The organism is Polynucleobacter sp. JS-Polo-80-F4 (assembly GCF_018881965.1).
In the GTDB taxonomy this organism is placed as follows: domain Bacteria; phylum Pseudomonadota; class Gammaproteobacteria; order Burkholderiales; family Burkholderiaceae; genus Polynucleobacter.
Genome location: NZ_JACVPI010000001.1, coordinates 1,606,950 through 1,623,574 on the forward strand (window position 1 = coordinate 1,606,950; position 16,625 = coordinate 1,623,574).

The following is a 16,625-nucleotide window of genomic DNA, read 5'->3' on the forward strand; positions in this document are numbered from 1 at the left end:
GAGCTCAGCACACCAAGCCCCCGTATGTTTTCTAGCCTAGAGGCTTGGCTTAGCCACCTCGAAACTGCTCACCCTGTTGGTATCGACATGGGGTTGGAGCGCATCAATCGCGTCAAAGCCGCAATGGATCTACATTTTGAATGCCCAGTCATCACTGTTGCTGGTACAAATGGCAAAGGATCTACCTGCGCTTTCTTGGAGAGCATTCTCTTAGCCTCCGGTTATAGAGTGGGTTGCCATACCTCACCACATTTACTCAAATTTAATGAGCGTGCTCGCATCAACGGTGAGGATGTTAAAGACAATCTCTTGCTTGAGCATTTTGCTGCCGTTGAAAAAGCCCGTGTGAGTTTGGTAGATGCGCCAACCTTAACCTATTTTGAGTTCACTACTTTAGCCATCATGCATTTATTTGCGAAATCGAATTTAGATGCAGTTGTACTAGAGGTGGGAATGGGTGGCCGTTTAGATGCGGTCAATATCGTGGATGCAGATTGCGCCATCGTGACTAGCATCGACATCGATCATGCGGATTTCTTGGGCGGCACACGCGAAGCAATCGGTCTGGAGAAGGCGGGCATTTTCCGTCCGGGGCATATTGCAGTATGTGGTGACCCTGTGCCGCCACAATCACTCATTGACCATGCTGAAAAGCTGGGCTGTGATCTCTGGTTGCAGGGGCGCGATTACAACTTCCAGGGTGATAAGCAGCAATGGGGTTGGGCAGGGCGCAAAAAACGCTTTAGTGGACTTGGGTATCCAGCACTGCGTGGCGCCAATCAGATTCTGAATGCTTCAGCAGTCATAGCTGCTTTGATGGCGCTTCACCAGCGCTTACCAGTCAGTGCCCAAGATATTCGCAATGGCTTTGCGCTGGTTGAGTTGCCAGGACGCTTTCAGGTCTTGCCGGGTCAACCTACTATCGTATTAGATGTCGCCCACAACCCCCATGCCGCAGCTACTTTGGCCCAGGGGTTGGATAAGATGGGTTACCACCCCTATACCTATGCCATTTTTGGGGCAATGGCTGACAAGGATATTGAGGGCGTGATTAAACCTCTTCTCAATATCGTGGATTTCTGGTTTTGTACCGATTTGCCGACCTCTAGGGCTGCCAGCGCTAAGGTCTTGGCCGAGAAGCTCGAAGCTATGGGTGTAAAGCCTAAAAATGGGGCTGATGGCGGCATTGAATGCTTCCCAGAACCTGCTTTAGCGTATCAAAAAGCGCTATCTTTGGCAGGTGAGGGTGATAGAATTGTGACCTTCGGATCCTTCTATACCGTTGCAGGCGTAATGACTTACCGAAACAACCAGGCCCACTGATCCATGATTCGTTTACCAAGCTTTTTTAAGCGAAAAACCCAGTCTGATGACCTTGAATTAGGTTCAAGGGGTAGTCGCACCGCTAAACGAGCGGCCCCCCGTAGTTTTCAGCGCGCAGCTGAAGCCGAAGAGCTGGCCCTTACTGAAGATCCAGAACAACAAAGAGCGCGTCATCGTCTGATCGGCGCCGCTGTCTTGGTATTAATCGCCGTTGTTGGCTTGCCCCGTATTTTGGATAGCAAACCAAAGTCAGCGCCAAACGATATCGCTGTCAACATTGTGACCAGCTTGCCAATTCCTGGTACTGAAACCAAGCTAGAAGAAAAACCAAAAGCTGAGACTCCTGTTGAGTCTGCTAAAGAAGCTCCTAAAGCGGCAGTTGCACCTGCACCAGAAGCTAAAGCAGAAACTAAGGCTGACGTTAAAACAGAATCAAAATCAGAAACTAAACCAACACCACCTGTTGCAAATAAATCTGCAACACTAGGATTGGCGGCTGGTGAAGAAGTGGTTGCGGCAAGCACTCCTAAGGCAGACGCTAAGTCTAAGACAGAAGATACGCCTAAGCCTGCCGCTTCAAATGGTTCAGGTAAATACGTTATTCAGATTGGCGCCTTTGCATCCGAGGCTAATGTAAAGGCCTTGTCCGCGAGACTCAAAAATCAAAACATTCCAAGCTATACCTTGAATAAAGCGGGAGCTGATGGAGGCAAGATTTTCCTTGTGCGTGCAGGGCCCTTTACCGACAAAGATGCTGCAGAAACCGCAGAAAAGAAAATTAAGGCGATGGGTCTTACACCAAGACTCGTCGAATCCGGTAAGCAGTAATGGAATATTTATCCACCCTCAAGCTAACATCGGTGGATTACTTCACCTTAGTTGTGCTCTTGGTTTCTGCCTTGGTTGGCATTTCTCGTGGATTATTTAAAGAAGTTCTCGCTTTAGCCTCATGGTTCGCAGCTGCTTGGGTTGCTTACCACTATAGCAACTACCTCTCCACAGAATGGCTGTCTACATTTCATCTAGATGAGCTACTTAGCTTGGGCATCAGCTTCCTCATCCTCTTTATCCTGACTCTGATTGTTTGCGGTTTGTTTGGTGGAGTAGTGCAAAAAATTATTTTGTCGGTCGGTCTGAGTTTGACTGACCGTTTCTTGGGTTTGATCTTTGGCGTGATTCGTGGCGGCTTGATCGTGGTGGTGCTTGCGACTCTCGCTGCACTCACGCCCATTCCGCAAAGTATGGCCTGGAAGAATGCCATTACCAGGCCAGCAATTGATATGGCAACCGGTTTAATTAAAGGTTGGCTTCCTGCCGACTGGGCAAAGCAATTAGGTGATGCAATGCCTAAAGTTACCCCTACCATTACTCCTAAAATAACAATAGGAATCTAGAGATATGTGCGGCGTCGTCGGAACTGTTTCCCACTCACCAGTAAATCAACTTCTCTATGATGCCTTGTTGCTTTTGCAACATCGCGGTCAAGATGCTGCAGGCATTGCAACCATGAACGGTAATTCGTTCACGATGCATAAAGCCAATGGCTTAGTTAGAGACGTCTTTAGAACTCGCAATATGCGCAGCTTGGTAGGTAATGCTGGCATCGGCCAGGTGCGTTATCCAACTGCCGGCTCTGCAAGTAGCGAAGAAGAAGCGCAACCTTTTTATGTCAGCGCTCCTTACGGCATTATCTTGGCGCATAACGGCAACTTAACTAACGCACCAAGCTTGCGTGTAGAGATGGCCTATCGTGACCGTCGTCACATCAATACCAGTTCTGATACTGAAGTGCTGCTCAACGTATTAGCGGATGAGCTCCAAAAAGAAACGAATAGCGTAGCTCTCGACGAGGGCGCGATGTTTAATGCAGTAACTGCTGTAACCAATCGCGTTAAAGGTTCTTACGCAGTAGTTTCTTTAATAGCAGGCTATGGCTTATTGGCCTTCCGCGATCAGTATGGTATTCGTCCTCTTTGTATTGGTCGTATTGATACACCTCAAGGTCCCGAGTGGATGATTGCATCTGAGTCTGTAGCGCTTGAAGGTCTAGGATTTACATTCGTGCGCGATGTGAATCCAGGCGAAGCAATCTATATCGACTTAGACGGTAATTTCTATTCACGCCAATGCGTACCTAATGCCGTATTAACACCGTGTATCTTTGAATACGTCTACATGGCCCGCCCAGACTCCACGATTGATGGCGTCACTGTCTATAACGTGCGTATGCGTATGGGTGATTACTTGGCCGAGAAGATCCGCAAGGAGACTGATGTCTCTGAGATCGATGTAGTCATGCCAATTCCAGACTCAAGTCGTCCAGCAGCAATGCAGGTAGCAAAGAACTTGGGTGTGGATTACCGCGAAGGCTTCTTTAAGAACCGTTATATTGGCCGCACCTTCATCATGCCAGGACAGGCTGTTCGTAAGAAGTCTGTTCGTCAAAAACTCAATGCTATGCGTATTGAGTTCAAAGACAAGACGGTCTTAATTGTGGATGACTCGATTGTTCGTGGAACCACTTCCTTTGAGATTGTGCAGATGGCTCGTGAATCTGGTGCCAAGAAAGTGATCTTTGCTTCTGCTGCGCCGCCAGTGCGCTTCCCGAATGTCTACGGTATTGATATGCCAACCCGCAGCGAATTGGTTGCCTATGGCCGCACCGATGAAGAAATCAATAAGATGATTGGTGCCGATCAATTAATCTATCAAAGCATTGAAGATATGAAGCAGGCAGTTAGGGACGTGAATCCAGACATTAAGAACTTTGAGGCTTCTTGCTTTGATGGTTTCTATGTAACTGGTGACATCACCGAGTCCTATCTAGATGCTTTGGAAGCTGCCAGAAATACCTCGGCCGCTAAAGCAGATCGCCAAAAGGATTCGAGCGACTTTGCTCGTTCACAACTCCATCTGCATTTGGCTACCGAAGACTAAAAAGCCACAGGAATTTGCCTCACTCGAGGCAAATCTCCAATTCGGTGTCAAAATAGCAGGATGAAGAGTAAAACTACCCGCAAAAAACCAGATTTTTCTAAGCTAGCGCTTGAGACCTTAGCGGTTCGCGCCGGTACCCGTCGCACAGCTGAATACCAAGAACATTCAGAGGCGATGTTCCTCACTTCTAGTTTTTGCTTTGATAGTGCTGAACTAGCGGCTGATGGTTTTGCTCATGCTGACCAGGGCTTTATCTATTCACGCTTCACCAATCCTACAGTTAGCATGTTCCAGGATCGCTTGGCTGCTTTGGAAGGTGGCGAGGCTTGTATTGCGACTGCTTCCGGCATGTCCGCCATTCTCACAATGGCGATGGCTCATCTACAAGCGGGCGATCACGTGGTTTGCTCGCGTTCGGTGTTCGGTGCAACGATTCAGTTGTTCACTAACATCTTAGGCCGCTTCGGCATCACAACCACTTATGCAGATTTGGCTGATACCAAATCATGGCAGGCTGCAGTGCAGCCAAATACCAAACTCTTTTACCTGGAGACACCTTCCAACCCTTTAACTGAGATTGCTGATATCAAAGCCATTTCAAAGATAGCGAAGAAGGCAGGCGCATTATTTGCTGTTGACAACTGCTTCTGTACGCCGGCATTGCAAAAACCATTGGCACTCGGTGCTGATGTCGTGATTCATTCGGCTACCAAGTACTTGGATGGACAAGGCCGGGTAGTGGGTGGAGCAATTGTTGGTAGCAAAGATTTCATCATGGGCAAGGTATTTCCATATGTTCGTACCGCAGGACCAACGCTCTCCGCATTTAATGCTTGGGTATTCCTGAAGGGCTTAGAGACTTTAGAGCTTCGTATGAAGCAACAGAGTCAAAATGCACTCGCCTTGGCTCAATGGCTAGAGAAGCAGCCAGGTGTTGAACGTGTTTATCACCCAGGCCTCAAATCACACCCCCAACATGCTTTGGCAATGCGCCAGCAAAAAGAAGGTGGGGCAATTCTTTCCTTCACCTTGAAGGGTGGCAAGAAGGCTGCGTTCAAACTGATCAATCAAACCAAGCTTTGCTCGATTACTGCAAACTTGGGTGATACCCGCACGACCATTACTCATCCAGCCACAACAACGCATTGCCGCGTGACACCAGAGGCTCGTAAAGCTGCTGGTATTTCAGATGGCTTGGTGCGCATTGCAGTTGGACTTGAAAACATCAATGACTTAAAGAATGATCTCGTTGGTGGACTCAAAAAATAATCAAGTACACCAAGATAAGCCCATGGGTTTTTCTGATGCTACGCAATTTTGGAATGAGCGCTTTGATAAGGCAGAGTTCATCTTTGGCAAAGAGCCAAATGAATATCTGGTTGAGAAAACAAAGCAATACCTAAAGCCCCAAGACAAGGTTTTATGTATTGCTGACGGCGAAGGGCGCAATGGCGTCTGGCTTGCTAAGCAAGGCATGCAAGTAGTCGGCTTTGATGCATCGGATATTGCCCTAGCCAAGGCAAAGCAATTCGCGAAAGACAATCAAGTCGAGGTTGATTACTCCTTCTCTGATACGGACAGTTACGCTTGGTCCGAAAATACTTATGACGCAGTGATTGGTATCTTCATACAGTTCGCTGATCCAGTGATGCGAGCCAGAATCTTCCAGCAAGCATATAAGGCGACCAAGCCAGGCGGACTCTTCATTTTGCAGGGATACACCCCAAAGCAGCTCGAATACAAAACTGGTGGTCCAAGCCTAATAGAGCATCTGTACACAGAAGAGTTGATTAGAGATTTATCTAAAGAGTTTCAGATCCTGGAACTCGTTAGCTACGAGAAAGAGCTCTCTGAAGGTCCAAGACATACTGGTATGTCGGCTATTCTAGGTTTGGTTGTGCGCAAATAAATCAATATACTGATACTCTAGTGTTGTGAAGATAATAGAAATTAAAAATGCATGGCAGGGTAATAGCGACTGCAACGCATGCTCCATTCGAAGTTCGGCGCTCTTCGCTGAATTGAATGAGGAGGATTTTTCTAAGATTCATTCGCCCATTGATGATATGAGGTTTGAGGCTAATGCCAGTCTTTATACTCAAGGCGATGAAGCGGAATATCTGTATACCCTGCGTGAAGGGTACATCAAGCTGTTACATATCAATTCTGACGGCTCAAATAGAATAGTACGCTTGGTAATGCCTGGTGATTTATTTGGTATGGAGGCTTTGCTCGGTCAGACTTACTCCCATTCAGCTGCTGCTTTATCTAATGTGCATCTCTGCCGTATTCCTAAAGCAATTATCTCCAGCTTGGGGGAAGAGTCGCCACGCTTGCATAGGCAAATCGTCAAGAAATGGGGTGAGGCTTTAGCTCAATCAGAGTCCTGGTTCTCTGAAATCAATACTGGCAGAATTGAAATTCGCTTAGCTAGATTTTTCTTACGTATAGCCAAAGTTTCTGGCGATATGGCAGTTGCACCACTCTTTAAAAGAGAGGATATGGGCTTAATGATGGACGTCAAGTTTGAAACTATCAGTAGAGCCCTTGCTTCTATGGCGGAACAGGGCTTAATTTCCAATATCGGAAAGTTAAGTATTCAAATTCCGAGTATAAAAAAGCTTGAAAGCTTTTCTCAAGCTGGCGCTTAAAAATAAAAAAGACTGCCTTGGCAGTCTTTTTTAGTTATCGAAATGATTCGACTAAAACTAAATTGCTAACTTAAGCTTTCTTGGCGTAAGCAGAGCACCAACCTTTACCTGCAACCTTCTTTGTTCCAAATAATGAACAGCCACCAGTTGCATCGCCTGCTTTGCCTTGGAACAATGCACAGTTATCGCACTCTTGGCCGGCAGCGTATTTTGCATACTTTGCTTTATCAACGGTTGTTGCGTTAGCCTTGTAACCCAATGCAGCAGCTTGTGGATCAGTTTCTGCAACCATAGCTTGAGCTTGAACTTTACCGTTCAATGCAAGGGTGCAGGCACCAGCAGCAGACAAAATCATAAATTGGCGACGACTATTTTTCATAAGAGTTCCAGTGTTTGGGTAAATAAAAAATCTAAATAACTAGCTATACGGCATATTAAAGGGGATAGCTCCACCATCAATAGGGGTTTCTCAGTATTAAGTTTAGCCAGACTTGGGCTCACACTACGCAAATATGCATAAATGCGTATAGAAGCATTTAAAACAGGTGTTTATCCAAATTAAGGGGTTTTATGAAAAAGTTTCTTTCTCTTGGCCTGATGTTGTTTTCAGGTCTCGCCGCAGCGCAAACCAGTGCGCCAGCCAATCCAGAGTTGCTACAAATTATTGATAAGTCCACCAACTTCGTGGTTAAAACAGCCAAAGGTCCAGTTGAGATCACACGCGTAATGACACCTTGTGCGAAAAATAAAGGTTGGCTACAGCCTTTAATTCCAATTAAGGGTGTTGTGCCGGTTGATGAAATTGATGTTCTTAACGCATTAAATGACAAGGATTCGCTAGTAGTTGATATGCGAGTGGTCGATGATCGCGTTAAAGGCACTATCCCAGGCTCTATCGGTATTCCTTACACTGAAGTGGCTATGCGCATGGATGAATTAGGTTGCAAAAAGCCAGCGACTGGCTCCACTAAATGGGACTGCTCTAAGGCGAAGAAGGTTTATGCTTTCTGTAACGGTCCTGTTTGCCCACAAAGTCCTATGGCGATGGCTGCTATGACGCGTGATGGTTTTCCTGCTACTAAGATTTATTACTACCGTGGCGGCATGCTTGATTGGGATGCATTGGGTCTAACCACCATTAAAGGTGAGTTTTAAACTGAGCTTTATTGATATTGATGCGAAAAGGGGGCTTAGGCTCCCTTTTTTATTGCTCTCAAGCTGAATTTCATGATGTAGATCAAATATTTCATGCTATTTGGTTTCAATGTCTTGACTTTGTATTCAAGTTATATAGTATACAAATATATATATTATTAAATATTTAAATGAAATGAGAAAATATGGTTAACAAGGTAGAGCAGGTTAAACCGGCGCCGTATATGAACCCACTTTTAGCAGGAATCCTTCTTGGAATGGTTTTGTTAGCCACTTTTGTAGTTACTGGCCATGGGCTGGGAGCTACAGGCTTTACGACACGCTTAACAGCGTGGGTTGGAATGTACGTTGCGCCTGTGGCAACCAATGCAAATGATTATCTGGGTGGGATGATTGAAGAAGGTAAGCCACTAAATGCATGGATTACTTGGCAAGTCATTGGCGTAGCTCTTGGAGCGCTTATTTCTGCATTTTTTGCGCACAGAATTCAATTCAAGATGGATGGAGCAAAGTTTTTAGGTGGATCTAAGCGTCCATGGACAGCTCTTTTTGGTGGCGTGCTTGCAGGTTTTGGTGCAAGGATTGCAGCTGGCTGTACTAGCGGCCTTGGTTTATCTGGTGCGGCAGTTCTGAGTTTGGCCGGTTTTACTTTCCTAGGAACATTCTTTGCGGTAGGTTTATTGACAAGCCGCTTCTTGAAAGAGGTGAAATAAGATGAGTGAAATTCTCTCTGGGCTTCTATTGGGTGGTGCTTTTGGCTATGTCTTGGAACGCGCCGGATTCGGTAATCCTAATAAGTTGACTGGCCAATTTCGCTTAACAGATTGGTCTGTGTTTAAGGTGATGTTCACCGCCATTGTGTTTGCTGCTGTTGGCCTCTTATTTTTGGAGCGGGTGGGCTATGTAGATGCTGGTAATTTATTTGTACCACCTGCATTTTTAGGCGCTGCCGCTCTTGGTGGAGCATTTGTTGGTGCAGGCTTTGCAATTGGTGGATATTGCCCTGGAACCTCAGTCGTCGGTTTGATGTCTGGACGCATTGATGCGGCCATATTTTTGCTTGGCTTATTGTTAGGGACCGTATTGTTTGCTGGCATCTATCCAAGCATCGAGTTTTTGACGACTTTGGGTGAATATGCAAAAGCAGATTCATTGCCTGACGCATTCCACATATCCGGTATATCAATCGATGTTGGCTTGATTATTGCGGCCGTCGGAGTATTTATCTTGGGTTCTTGGATGGAGAAGAAGTCCAAAGGCCCGGTTAGTTCCCAGGTTTAATCAATTAAAAGGAAAGTTATGTCTAAGAAATCAACAGTAGCTGCGTTGGCAATGGCTTTAGCTGGTTTGGCGGCTGCGCCATTGGCACATTCAGCAGATGCCCCTGCTAATCCATCAGGCGCAGAGCAGAAGAACCCCTGCGGTCCTAAAAAAGAGTCGGCAAATCCTTGCGGCCCTGCAAAGAAAAAAGCAGCTAACCCATGTGGCCCTGCAAATCCTTGCGGCCCTAAAAAGCGTAAAGCTGCAGAGTAATTAAATATATATGCTTACTCAATCTAATCTCTGGTTGGCCGCACAAGCGCTAGCAAATATTCAGATGCGATATGCCGAAACCGGGCGCACCTTGAATGAGGCTGCTTTATGTGGCGCCAAGGATTTTATTGAGTGGCAGCACTATCCAAGTAATGATCTTGTGGATGAGCATAGTGGTTATGAGTTCTACTACCATGCGCATTCTGCAAATGAAATGCCTAATGGTGAGCATGGCCATTTTCATGTAATTAAACGTGATGCAAATGTCTTTCATCATCTTATTGGCATTTCTTTAGACCAGAAGGGTTTGCCAGTTCGCTTATTTACCACTAACCAGTGGGTTACCGGCGAAGAGATGGCTAATTCGGACATTGTCATCAAACTCGCTAAAGAGTTTCAAGTGACCACAAAAGGTCGTATGGCTCCAGTAAGCAATTGGATTAGCGCTTTAATTCAATTATTTGCTGCAGAGATTGAGGGTTTGCTTTTGGAGCGAGATCAAAAGATTGCTCGACTAGTGGAAGAGCAGGGCAATCGTGAGCTGGTATTGAACTCAAAAAAGCATCATGTTTTAACGGAATGCAAGATTGATTTGATGGGTCGTCTTTCAGACAATTTGTTGGTAGTAAATTCATAAGGGAGTAGAGATGAAAAAAATTAAATTGCTTTTGGCATTTGCCCTAACCGGCTTGGTGAGCCTAGTTCAGGCAATTACTTTGCCTAGTCCAGTAGTCAGTGCCGATTGGTTGTCTAATAATCTATCTGATGTGCAGGTAATTGAAGTCAGAACAGATTTGGCAAGCTACCTCAGAAACCCTGAATTTGATACCGACAAAAAGACTGGAAAGAAGTTCCTGGTAGAAGTTGGTGGCCATATTACTAATTCCACTCTCTTGGATTTTAAGAAGGTGCGTGTAGAGCGTCTGGTAGATGGAAAAAAGATTAAGTTTCTGATTCCAGAAAAAGCAGATTTTGAGAAGTTGGTTCAATCTTTAGGCATCAACTCTGATAAGCCGATTGTGCTCGTGCCTATTGGGCAGGATATGTCCGATATCGACGAGGCATTAAGAACCTATTGGTCATTCAAGGTGTATGGCGAAGATCAAGTAGCTGTATTAGATGGCGGAATTGCTGGTTGGCTTGGTGAGGGACGTGAATATGTAACTACCAATGCTCAAAAGGCAACTGGTAATTGGTCTGCGAAAGCATATCGCAAAGAATTAATCGCTAGTTCAGATGATGTGGCTGCTGCGTCTAAAGCAGGCAAGCCACAATTATTGGATGCGCGTCAGCCTGCCCAATACTTGGGCCTTGCAAAACGTCCGGATGTATTGACCTTTGGTCATATTGCTGGTTCAAAAGAGTTGGCACCCGAGTTATTGGCAAAGCCAAGCAATGGCGCATTGTATTTCTGGCAAAAGAATACTTACGATGCGTTGATGTCAGCCAATGGTTTAAGTGTTAATGGGTCAACAATTGCCTATTGCAATACCGGCCACTTAGCGGCTGGTGGTTGGTTTGTTATGTCAGAGTTGGTGGGCAATAAATCTACTAAGTTATACGATGGCTCTTTGTATCTTTGGACACTTGAAGGTCGCCCATTGGTCGGTGTTCCACTGAACTAAGAGCTCAAATCATGCCAGTTCTTAAAGCCAGTATTAATTTAAAGAAGATGCAGTCATCAGCAGACGACGCTTGTCGTTTGATGAAGGTGCTCTCAAATAGAGATCGTATGCTGTTGCTGTGCCAGATAAGTCAGAGGGAGATGTGCGTTGGTGAGCTCGAGGAATGTCTTGATATTCATCAGCCTACCTTATCTCAGCAACTCACCGTTCTTAGAAATGAAGAGCTGGTCCAAACCAGAAGAGATGGTAAGCAAATCTATTATTCACTTTCTAATCGGATTGCTTTGGAAGTGATGAATGTGCTTTATCAAAATTACTGCAGTAAATAACCAAAAGGGGTCTTAATATGAAATGCAATGTCGGTGGTGTTGATCGTATGTTACGTATGGTGGTTGGCTTAGTGTTAATTGGCCTAGCCGTAACCGGAACTGTTGGTGTATGGGGTTGGATTGGTGTTGTACCTCTCGCAACAGGTCTATTTAGATTTTGCCCAGCGTACCCACTCCTAGGAATCAATACTTGCGGTACTGATTCTTCATGTGGCGGCGGCGGTTGCTGTAAATAAGAGCGAAGCTATAACGCTGAAATCAGAAAGAGTTTGTAGATCTTGCATTACTCTTTCTGAAAATCTCTAGTTGCTATCAATAAATCGTCTAGGATCATTGATTGGTCGCAACGGCATGATGTGAATTTGATTGCCATCTAATTCAATATGCATTTGACTTCCAACTTCCATATTCAGTCTTCTCACTTCGGATGCCGATGCAACCCATTCAATTTTATGTACGCTATTTTGAATTTGTAGTTGGATCACCGCAATTTGACCCAAGACACTAATCTCTACGGCGATGGCGGGAGTGCTGGTCGGGGTTGGTGCGTTATGGACACTTAAACCATCTTGCGGAATCACCCAAGCCACTTGTGCATTTGGAGGAATTTTGCCTTTATCTGCCACGGTAAAGGTTTTATCGCAGCCATCCCAAGTGAGATTGCCTGCATTAAATATTCCATGAAATAAATTGCTGATACCAACCAACTCGGCTACACGCGAGTTTCTGGGTCTTTGAAATAGCACTTGGGGTGCAGCCGTTTGCAAGCTGATGCCGTTATCAATCACGGTAATGCGGTCGGCAAGTAAGTCGGCTTCACGTAAATCATGTGTAACCAACACTATCGGAATGTTTAAATCCTTGCGTAAATCGGCAAGAGTTTTATATAAACCTTGTCGCGTTGGCGCATCGACAGCGGAAAATGGTTCGTCTAACAACAAGATCTTTGGCTGTCGTGCCAATGCGCGAGCGAGTGCTACGCGTTGCTGTTGTCCGCCTGAGAGTTGGTGTGGAAAACGATGGGCAAGTTCAGCAATCCCCATACGACCAAGCCAGTCCCGAGCAATGGCTTTACGTTCAGCCACCTTATGTGCAGAATTCTGCAAAGGGATGAGGACATTCTCAAGTGCCGATAGATGCGGAAAAAGGGCGTATTGCTGAAATAAAAATCCGCAAGAACGTTGTGTGGGAGACAGGTTTTGTATTACTCCTGCAAGTTCGTTAGCCTCAAACCAGGTTTCACCATCACATTCAATTTTTCCAGTCTTCGCTTGGCTGAGTCCGGCAATCGTTCTCAGAGTGCTGGTTTTGCCGCTACCAGATGGTCCTACAAGCGCATGTAATTGACCAGCCGCACATTCCAGTGTGATCTGGAGAGGGTTGGGAAGGGCTTGGCTCATTTTGAGTTTAAGCATCAGCCTCTCCGATGGCGCTGTTGGGAGATGCTTTTGCCAAAAACACCATATGAAAGGGCAATTGCAATCAGGGATATGCCAAGTAGCAATAAGGCCAGTGCGCCGGCGCCTGAGGTATCAAAACTTTGCACTTTGTCGTAGATCGCAATCGATACCGTTTTGGTTTCCCCGGGGATCGCACCCCCAACCATGAGAATGACCCCAAATTCACCTAGGGTGTGAGCAAAAGTTAGTACTGCGGCACTGGTAATGCCTCTCCATGCCAGTGGAAGCTCAATCAAGCGAAAAATTTGCCAATTGGATAGACCGCTTACTTGGGCAGCCTCAATAATTTCTGGGTTAATGGCTTCAAATGCACGCTGAATCGGCTGTATTGCAAAAGGCAGGTTGACTATGAGGGAGGCAATAAGGATTCCGGCAAAGGAAAACACCAGCGGAATACCTAAAAAAGTCTTGCCGCCTAAGCCAATCAAAAGGTAGTAACCCAAAACCGTAGGGGGTAAAACGAGCGGCAAGGCTAGGGCAGCTTCAACCCAGGGTTTGCTTCTATTGAGCCCTAAGAGGCTATGAGCAACCCAAACTCCAAATGGAAGGATGAGGACCAGGGTCCAAAGCGCTAGCTTAAGCGAGAGAAGGATTGCATCCATGTCCATTGTTTGATTGTATTGCTAAGCAATATAGGGTATCTCACTATACCGATTTATCTACTTAGAGGGTCAAATATATGCGTATATATGCATATATTTAAAGGCTGGTGGAATTGAAAGCTAAAGTACAAAAAGCAACAAAAAACTTATCTCCAAAACAGATGGAGAAAGTATTTTCTCAGGTTGCAGCCTATTTCAATGTCCTGTCTGAGCCTGCTCGTCTGCGGATCATGTACGCGGTCTGCAGCGGTGAAAAATCCGTCTCTGAGGTTGTAGAGATGTGTGGCACGAGCCAGGCCAATGTTTCTAGACATTTATTGGCGCTTCATAAAGCTGGAATTTTAATGAGGCGAAAAGAGGGCGTTACGGTTTATTACTCGATTGCGGATAACGCAACCGTAGAGATGTGTCAGATAGTCTGTGCAAAGATTGCTGAAGGCATTCACTAAGAGTTGTTAATAAGTTTTGCAGTAAATCACTTTTCAAGTAGAGGTCAAATGACTAAGAAGCAAATTGAATTAAGTGCCGAGGATATCTCGGCGGTTGAGAAGCCGGCCAATAGAGCTCGCTTGGTGAAAGCGCCGGAGCACTTTATCTCACAAGAGTTAATTGCTGATATCAATTCAAATGGTCTGGATGAAACGCGCCGTGGTTTCTTGCGTAAAGGTTTTTTATCGGCTATTGGTGGTGCGGCTGCTGGCTTGGCTGCTCCAATGGCTTTTGCTGCTGGAGAGGGTGATCCCGCCATTCTGGAAAAGCAAGAATGGCAAACCACTCTCGGTAAAAACGTTGCCACCATGCCATATGGCGTTCCATCAATCTATGAATCTAATCTCATTCGCCGTGAATCTCCCGGCTTAACTCGCGTATCTGCTGCTTCAGTGGCATTTACGCCATTGCAGGGTTTGTTTGGAACTATCACTCCTAACGGCTTACATTTTGAGCGTCATCACCAGGGTTGGTACAACCTCAATCCTGAGACGCATCGCTTGATGGTGAATGGCATGGTCAAAAATGCCCGCGTATTCACGATGAATGATTTGATGAGATTGCCTTCAGTTTCTCGTACGCACTTTATTGAGTGTGGTGCCAATACTGGATTGGAGTGGGGTAATGTTGCAGTACCAACAGTACAGTACACCCACGGTATGCTGTCATGTTGCGAGTTTACGGGCGTGCCTCTCAAGGTGTTACTTGAAGAGTGCGGCGCTGATCTCAAAAAAGGTAAGTTCTTACTTGCTGAGGGTGGCGACGGTTCTGGTATGACTCGTACCATCAATCTGGAAAGCTGCTTAGAAGACACTATTGTTGCTTGGAGTATGAATGGCGAGATGTTGCGCCCGGAAAACGGCTTCCCATTGCGCCTAGTAGTTCCAGGCGTCCAGGGTGTTAGCTGGGTGAAGTGGTTGCGCCGTCTAGAGGTTGGCGATATGCCATGGAATGCCAAAGACGAGGCAGTTCATTACATTGAGTTGATGCCAGATGGCATGCATCGTCAATATGCATCGATTCAAGAATGCAAATCTGTTATTACCACTCCTTCTGGTGGTCAGCAATTGCTGGACAAAGGTTTCTACAACGTGAGCGGCATGGCTTGGTCGGGACGAGGCAAGATTAAACGTGTAGACGTCTCATTTGATGGCGGCAATAACTGGCGCCAAGCACGTTTGGAGACCCCGGTCCTTACTAAATCAATTACCCGCTTCAATATCGATTGGGTGTGGGACGGTTCGCCGGCAATACTGCAATCAAGAGCAGTGGATGACACTGGCTATATTCAGCCATCTATTAAAGTATTGCGTGATGCACGTGGAAATCGTTCCATTTATCACAACAATGCAATCCAATCATGGAAACTGGATTCAAATGGCGAGGTGAGCAATGTACAAGTTGGATAAATTATTTGCTCGCTTGACTGTTGTAGGCTTAGCAGCCTTATCAATTCAATGTGCTTATGCACAAAATACCCAAGGATCTGTAAAGTTTCCAGGTATTGGTCGTAATGCCACGCCTGCCGAAGTGATGGCTTGGGATATCGACGTACGCCCAGACTTTAAAGGCCTGCCAAAAGGATCTGGCTCTGTAGAGCAGGGCCAAGCGATTTGGGAATCTAAATGCGCCAGCTGTCATGGCGTCTTTGGTGAATCCAATGAGATCTTCACGCCAATTGCAGGTGGAACTACTGCCGACGATGTAAAAACAGGCAGAGTTGCTTCTTTGGGCGATCGCAAGCAACCTCAGCGCACCACTTTGATGAAAGTTCCAACCGTCTCGACTTTATGGGATTACATCTATCGCGCAATGCCTTGGAATGCACCAAGATCATTAACACCGGATGACACCTATGCTCTGGTTGCATTTATCTTGAGTTTGGGTGAAATTGTTCCGGATGACTTCGTGCTGAGCAATGCCAATATTGCGGAAGTGCAGAAGAAGATGCCGAATCGCAATGGCATGACGCGTAATCATGGTTTCTGGAGTGTGAACGGTAAACCGGATGTGAATGGATCCTCTTGCATGACTAATTGCGTGAAGTTTGTGCAAATTGGTTCTACGCTTCCAGACTTCGCCAGAAATGCCCATGGCAATATTGCGGAGCAAAATCGCCTATATGGCCCGTATCGTGGCTCAGACTCCACCAAGCCGCCACTGGATAAATTGCCTGGCTCTACAGGCGAAGGCCTGGCACATGCTGCTGATACCCATGCGGCCACTACAAAAGGCCCTGCCGCGCTATTTAAGAATGAGAACTGCTCTGCATGCCATGCACCAAACGCCAAATTGGTTGGGCCATCCATTGCCGATATTGCAGCGAAATACAAGGGGCAGAGCGGGGCTCAAGAAAAGCTCATGGCTAAGGTTAAAAATGGGGGTTCGGGGGTGTGGGGGGCGATTCCAATGCCACCACAAGCGCAGTTATCGGATGAGGACAGGGCGACTCTTGTGCGCTGGGTCCTTACTGGGCAATAGGTTTACAGAAGGTTTTTTGAAATACCGCTATATTTGATAC

General features: G+C 46.1%; 21 protein-coding genes. 18 read left to right on the forward strand and 3 right to left on the reverse strand.

The window, feature by feature from the left end; all coding sequences use genetic code 11:
* The first annotated feature begins 24 nt into the window (after positions 1-24).
* Genes folC through ICN20_RS08270 form a run of 7 tightly spaced genes read left to right on the forward strand, consistent with a single transcriptional unit; the run spans position 25 to position 6,911 of the window.
* Positions 25-1,323: a bifunctional tetrahydrofolate synthase/dihydrofolate synthase gene (gene folC / locus ICN20_RS08240; protein ID WP_216239472.1), complete on the forward strand. Its 1,299-nt coding sequence runs from the start codon at positions 25-27 to the stop codon at positions 1,321-1,323.
* 3 nt (positions 1,324-1,326) lie between these two features.
* The gene (locus tag ICN20_RS08245; protein WP_216239477.1) at positions 1,327-2,151 is read left to right on the forward strand and encodes an SPOR domain-containing protein; all 825 of its coding nucleotides are present in this window, start codon (positions 1,327-1,329) and stop codon (positions 2,149-2,151) included.
* Positions 2,151-2,717, forward strand: a complete 567-nt coding sequence (locus tag ICN20_RS08250; RefSeq protein ID WP_216239478.1) for a CvpA family protein — start codon at positions 2,151-2,153, stop codon at positions 2,715-2,717. The genes ICN20_RS08245 and ICN20_RS08250 overlap by 1 nt, the downstream gene beginning before the upstream one ends.
* Positions 2,718-2,721: 4 nt before the next feature.
* Positions 2,722-4,260 (forward strand): amidophosphoribosyltransferase, encoded by a 1,539-nt coding sequence (purF, locus tag ICN20_RS08255; protein ID WP_215392495.1) that lies wholly within the window; start codon positions 2,722-2,724, stop codon positions 4,258-4,260.
* Between the two features lie 60 nt (positions 4,261-4,320).
* A complete protein-coding gene (locus tag ICN20_RS08260; protein ID WP_216239479.1) occupies positions 4,321-5,529 on the forward strand; it encodes an O-succinylhomoserine sulfhydrylase in 1,209 nt (402 codons plus the stop codon).
* A 22-nt stretch (positions 5,530-5,551) separates the two neighbouring features.
* Positions 5,552-6,169 (forward strand): bifunctional 2-polyprenyl-6-hydroxyphenol methylase/3-demethylubiquinol 3-O-methyltransferase UbiG, encoded by a 618-nt coding sequence (locus ICN20_RS08265; protein ID WP_216239480.1) that lies wholly within the window; start codon positions 5,552-5,554, stop codon positions 6,167-6,169.
* Between the two features lie 25 nt (positions 6,170-6,194).
* Positions 6,195-6,911 carry a Crp/Fnr family transcriptional regulator gene (locus ICN20_RS08270; protein WP_215349368.1) on the forward strand — a complete coding sequence of 239 codons (717 nt, stop codon included), beginning with the start codon at positions 6,195-6,197 and terminating at the stop codon, positions 6,909-6,911.
* A gap of 70 nt (positions 6,912-6,981) precedes the next feature.
* On the opposite strand, the gene ICN20_RS08275 is transcribed toward ICN20_RS08270, so the two are convergent.
* On the reverse strand, positions 6,982-7,290 hold the full coding sequence (locus ICN20_RS08275; protein WP_215349370.1) for a high-potential iron-sulfur protein: 309 nt from the start codon (positions 7,288-7,290) through the stop codon (positions 6,982-6,984).
* Between the two features lie 191 nt (positions 7,291-7,481).
* On the opposite strand from ICN20_RS08275, the gene ICN20_RS08280 reads away from it, so the two are divergent.
* The 8 genes from ICN20_RS08280 to ICN20_RS08315 all read left to right on the forward strand — a co-directional run bounded on the left by ICN20_RS08280 (position 7,482) and on the right by ICN20_RS08315 (position 11,789).
* A complete protein-coding gene (locus ICN20_RS08280) occupies positions 7,482-8,066 on the forward strand; it encodes a rhodanese-like domain-containing protein (protein WP_216239481.1) in 585 nt (194 codons plus the stop codon).
* A 185-nt stretch (positions 8,067-8,251) separates the two neighbouring features.
* Positions 8,252-8,779 carry a YeeE/YedE thiosulfate transporter family protein gene (locus ICN20_RS08285; protein ID WP_216239483.1) on the forward strand — a complete coding sequence of 176 codons (528 nt, stop codon included), beginning with the start codon at positions 8,252-8,254 and terminating at the stop codon, positions 8,777-8,779.
* Position 8,780: 1 nt separating this feature from the next.
* Entirely contained in the window at positions 8,781-9,347 is a 567-nt protein-coding gene (locus ICN20_RS08290) for a DUF6691 family protein (RefSeq protein WP_216239486.1), read from the forward strand.
* 18 nt (positions 9,348-9,365) lie between these two features.
* Positions 9,366-9,599, forward strand: coding sequence for a hypothetical protein (locus ICN20_RS08295; protein ID WP_215321932.1), 234 nt, complete (start codon positions 9,366-9,368; stop codon positions 9,597-9,599).
* Positions 9,600-9,609: 10 nt separating this feature from the next.
* A complete protein-coding gene (locus ICN20_RS08300; RefSeq protein ID WP_216239488.1) occupies positions 9,610-10,236 on the forward strand; it encodes a hypothetical protein in 627 nt (208 codons plus the stop codon).
* A gap of 10 nt (positions 10,237-10,246) precedes the next feature.
* Positions 10,247-11,224: a sulfurtransferase gene (locus ICN20_RS08305; protein WP_216239490.1), complete on the forward strand. Its 978-nt coding sequence runs from the start codon at positions 10,247-10,249 to the stop codon at positions 11,222-11,224.
* Positions 11,225-11,235: 11 nt separating this feature from the next.
* Entirely contained in the window at positions 11,236-11,553 is a 318-nt protein-coding gene (locus tag ICN20_RS08310; RefSeq protein WP_216239492.1) for a metalloregulator ArsR/SmtB family transcription factor, read from the forward strand.
* A 17-nt stretch (positions 11,554-11,570) separates the two neighbouring features.
* Positions 11,571-11,789, forward strand: coding sequence for a DUF2892 domain-containing protein (locus tag ICN20_RS08315; RefSeq protein ID WP_215349389.1), 219 nt, complete (start codon positions 11,571-11,573; stop codon positions 11,787-11,789).
* A 66-nt stretch (positions 11,790-11,855) separates the two neighbouring features.
* Here ICN20_RS08315 and ICN20_RS08320 read toward each other — a convergent pair whose 3' ends face one another.
* Both ICN20_RS08320 and modB read right to left on the reverse strand, forming a co-directional pair.
* Positions 11,856-12,968, reverse strand: a complete 1,113-nt coding sequence (locus ICN20_RS08320) for an ABC transporter ATP-binding protein (protein WP_216239494.1) — start codon at positions 12,966-12,968, stop codon at positions 11,856-11,858.
* A complete protein-coding gene (gene modB / locus ICN20_RS08325; protein ID WP_370624539.1) occupies positions 12,968-13,615 on the reverse strand; it encodes a molybdate ABC transporter permease subunit in 648 nt (215 codons plus the stop codon). Before modB ends, ICN20_RS08320 begins: the two co-directional genes overlap by 1 nt.
* Before the next feature lie 113 nt (positions 13,616-13,728).
* On the opposite strand from modB, the gene ICN20_RS08330 reads away from it, so the two are divergent.
* The 3 genes from ICN20_RS08330 to ICN20_RS08340 are packed head-to-tail and all read left to right on the forward strand — an operon-like array spanning position 13,729 to position 16,585.
* On the forward strand, positions 13,729-14,064 hold the full coding sequence (locus ICN20_RS08330; protein WP_216239497.1) for a helix-turn-helix transcriptional regulator: 336 nt from the start codon (positions 13,729-13,731) through the stop codon (positions 14,062-14,064).
* Positions 14,065-14,112: 48 nt separating this feature from the next.
* Positions 14,113-15,513: a sulfite dehydrogenase gene (gene soxC, locus ICN20_RS08335; protein ID WP_216239499.1), complete on the forward strand. Its 1,401-nt coding sequence runs from the start codon at positions 14,113-14,115 to the stop codon at positions 15,511-15,513.
* A complete protein-coding gene (locus ICN20_RS08340; protein ID WP_216239501.1) occupies positions 15,497-16,585 on the forward strand; it encodes a c-type cytochrome in 1,089 nt (362 codons plus the stop codon). The genes soxC and ICN20_RS08340 overlap by 17 nt, the downstream gene beginning before the upstream one ends.
* Positions 16,586-16,625: the final 40 nt, after the last annotated feature.

Excerpts from the sequence above, each read along its gene's own strand:
- folC (WP_216239472.1), top strand. The coding sequence starts at position 25 with ATGTTTTCTAGCCTAGAGGCTTGGCTTAGCCACCTCGAAACTGCTCAC.
- ICN20_RS08245 (WP_216239477.1), top strand. The coding sequence starts at position 1,327 with ATGATTCGTTTACCAAGCTTTTTTAAGCGAAAAACCCAGTCTGATGAC.
- ICN20_RS08250 (WP_216239478.1), top strand. The coding sequence starts at position 2,151 with ATGGAATATTTATCCACCCTCAAGCTAACATCGGTGGATTACTTCACC.
- purF (WP_215392495.1), top strand. The coding sequence starts at position 2,722 with ATGTGCGGCGTCGTCGGAACTGTTTCCCACTCACCAGTAAATCAACTT.
- ICN20_RS08260 (WP_216239479.1), top strand. The coding sequence starts at position 4,321 with ATGAAGAGTAAAACTACCCGCAAAAAACCAGATTTTTCTAAGCTAGCG.
- ICN20_RS08265 (WP_216239480.1), top strand. The coding sequence starts at position 5,552 with ATGGGTTTTTCTGATGCTACGCAATTTTGGAATGAGCGCTTTGATAAG.
- ICN20_RS08275 (WP_215349370.1), bottom strand. The coding sequence starts at position 7,290 with ATGAAAAATAGTCGTCGCCAATTTATGATTTTGTCTGCTGCTGGTGCC.
- ICN20_RS08280 (WP_216239481.1), top strand. The coding sequence starts at position 7,482 with ATGAAAAAGTTTCTTTCTCTTGGCCTGATGTTGTTTTCAGGTCTCGCC.
- ICN20_RS08285 (WP_216239483.1), top strand. The coding sequence starts at position 8,252 with ATGGTTAACAAGGTAGAGCAGGTTAAACCGGCGCCGTATATGAACCCA.
- ICN20_RS08290 (WP_216239486.1), top strand. The coding sequence starts at position 8,781 with ATGAGTGAAATTCTCTCTGGGCTTCTATTGGGTGGTGCTTTTGGCTAT.
- ICN20_RS08295 (WP_215321932.1), top strand. The coding sequence starts at position 9,366 with ATGTCTAAGAAATCAACAGTAGCTGCGTTGGCAATGGCTTTAGCTGGT.
- ICN20_RS08300 (WP_216239488.1), top strand. The coding sequence starts at position 9,610 with ATGCTTACTCAATCTAATCTCTGGTTGGCCGCACAAGCGCTAGCAAAT.
- ICN20_RS08305 (WP_216239490.1), top strand. The coding sequence starts at position 10,247 with ATGAAAAAAATTAAATTGCTTTTGGCATTTGCCCTAACCGGCTTGGTG.
- ICN20_RS08310 (WP_216239492.1), top strand. The coding sequence starts at position 11,236 with ATGCCAGTTCTTAAAGCCAGTATTAATTTAAAGAAGATGCAGTCATCA.
- ICN20_RS08315 (WP_215349389.1), top strand. The coding sequence starts at position 11,571 with ATGAAATGCAATGTCGGTGGTGTTGATCGTATGTTACGTATGGTGGTT.
- ICN20_RS08320 (WP_216239494.1), bottom strand. The coding sequence starts at position 12,968 with ATGCTTAAACTCAAAATGAGCCAAGCCCTTCCCAACCCTCTCCAGATC.
- modB (WP_370624539.1), bottom strand. The coding sequence starts at position 13,615 with ATGGATGCAATCCTTCTCTCGCTTAAGCTAGCGCTTTGGACCCTGGTC.
- soxC (WP_216239499.1), top strand. The coding sequence starts at position 14,113 with ATGACTAAGAAGCAAATTGAATTAAGTGCCGAGGATATCTCGGCGGTT.
- ICN20_RS08340 (WP_216239501.1), top strand. The coding sequence starts at position 15,497 with ATGTACAAGTTGGATAAATTATTTGCTCGCTTGACTGTTGTAGGCTTA.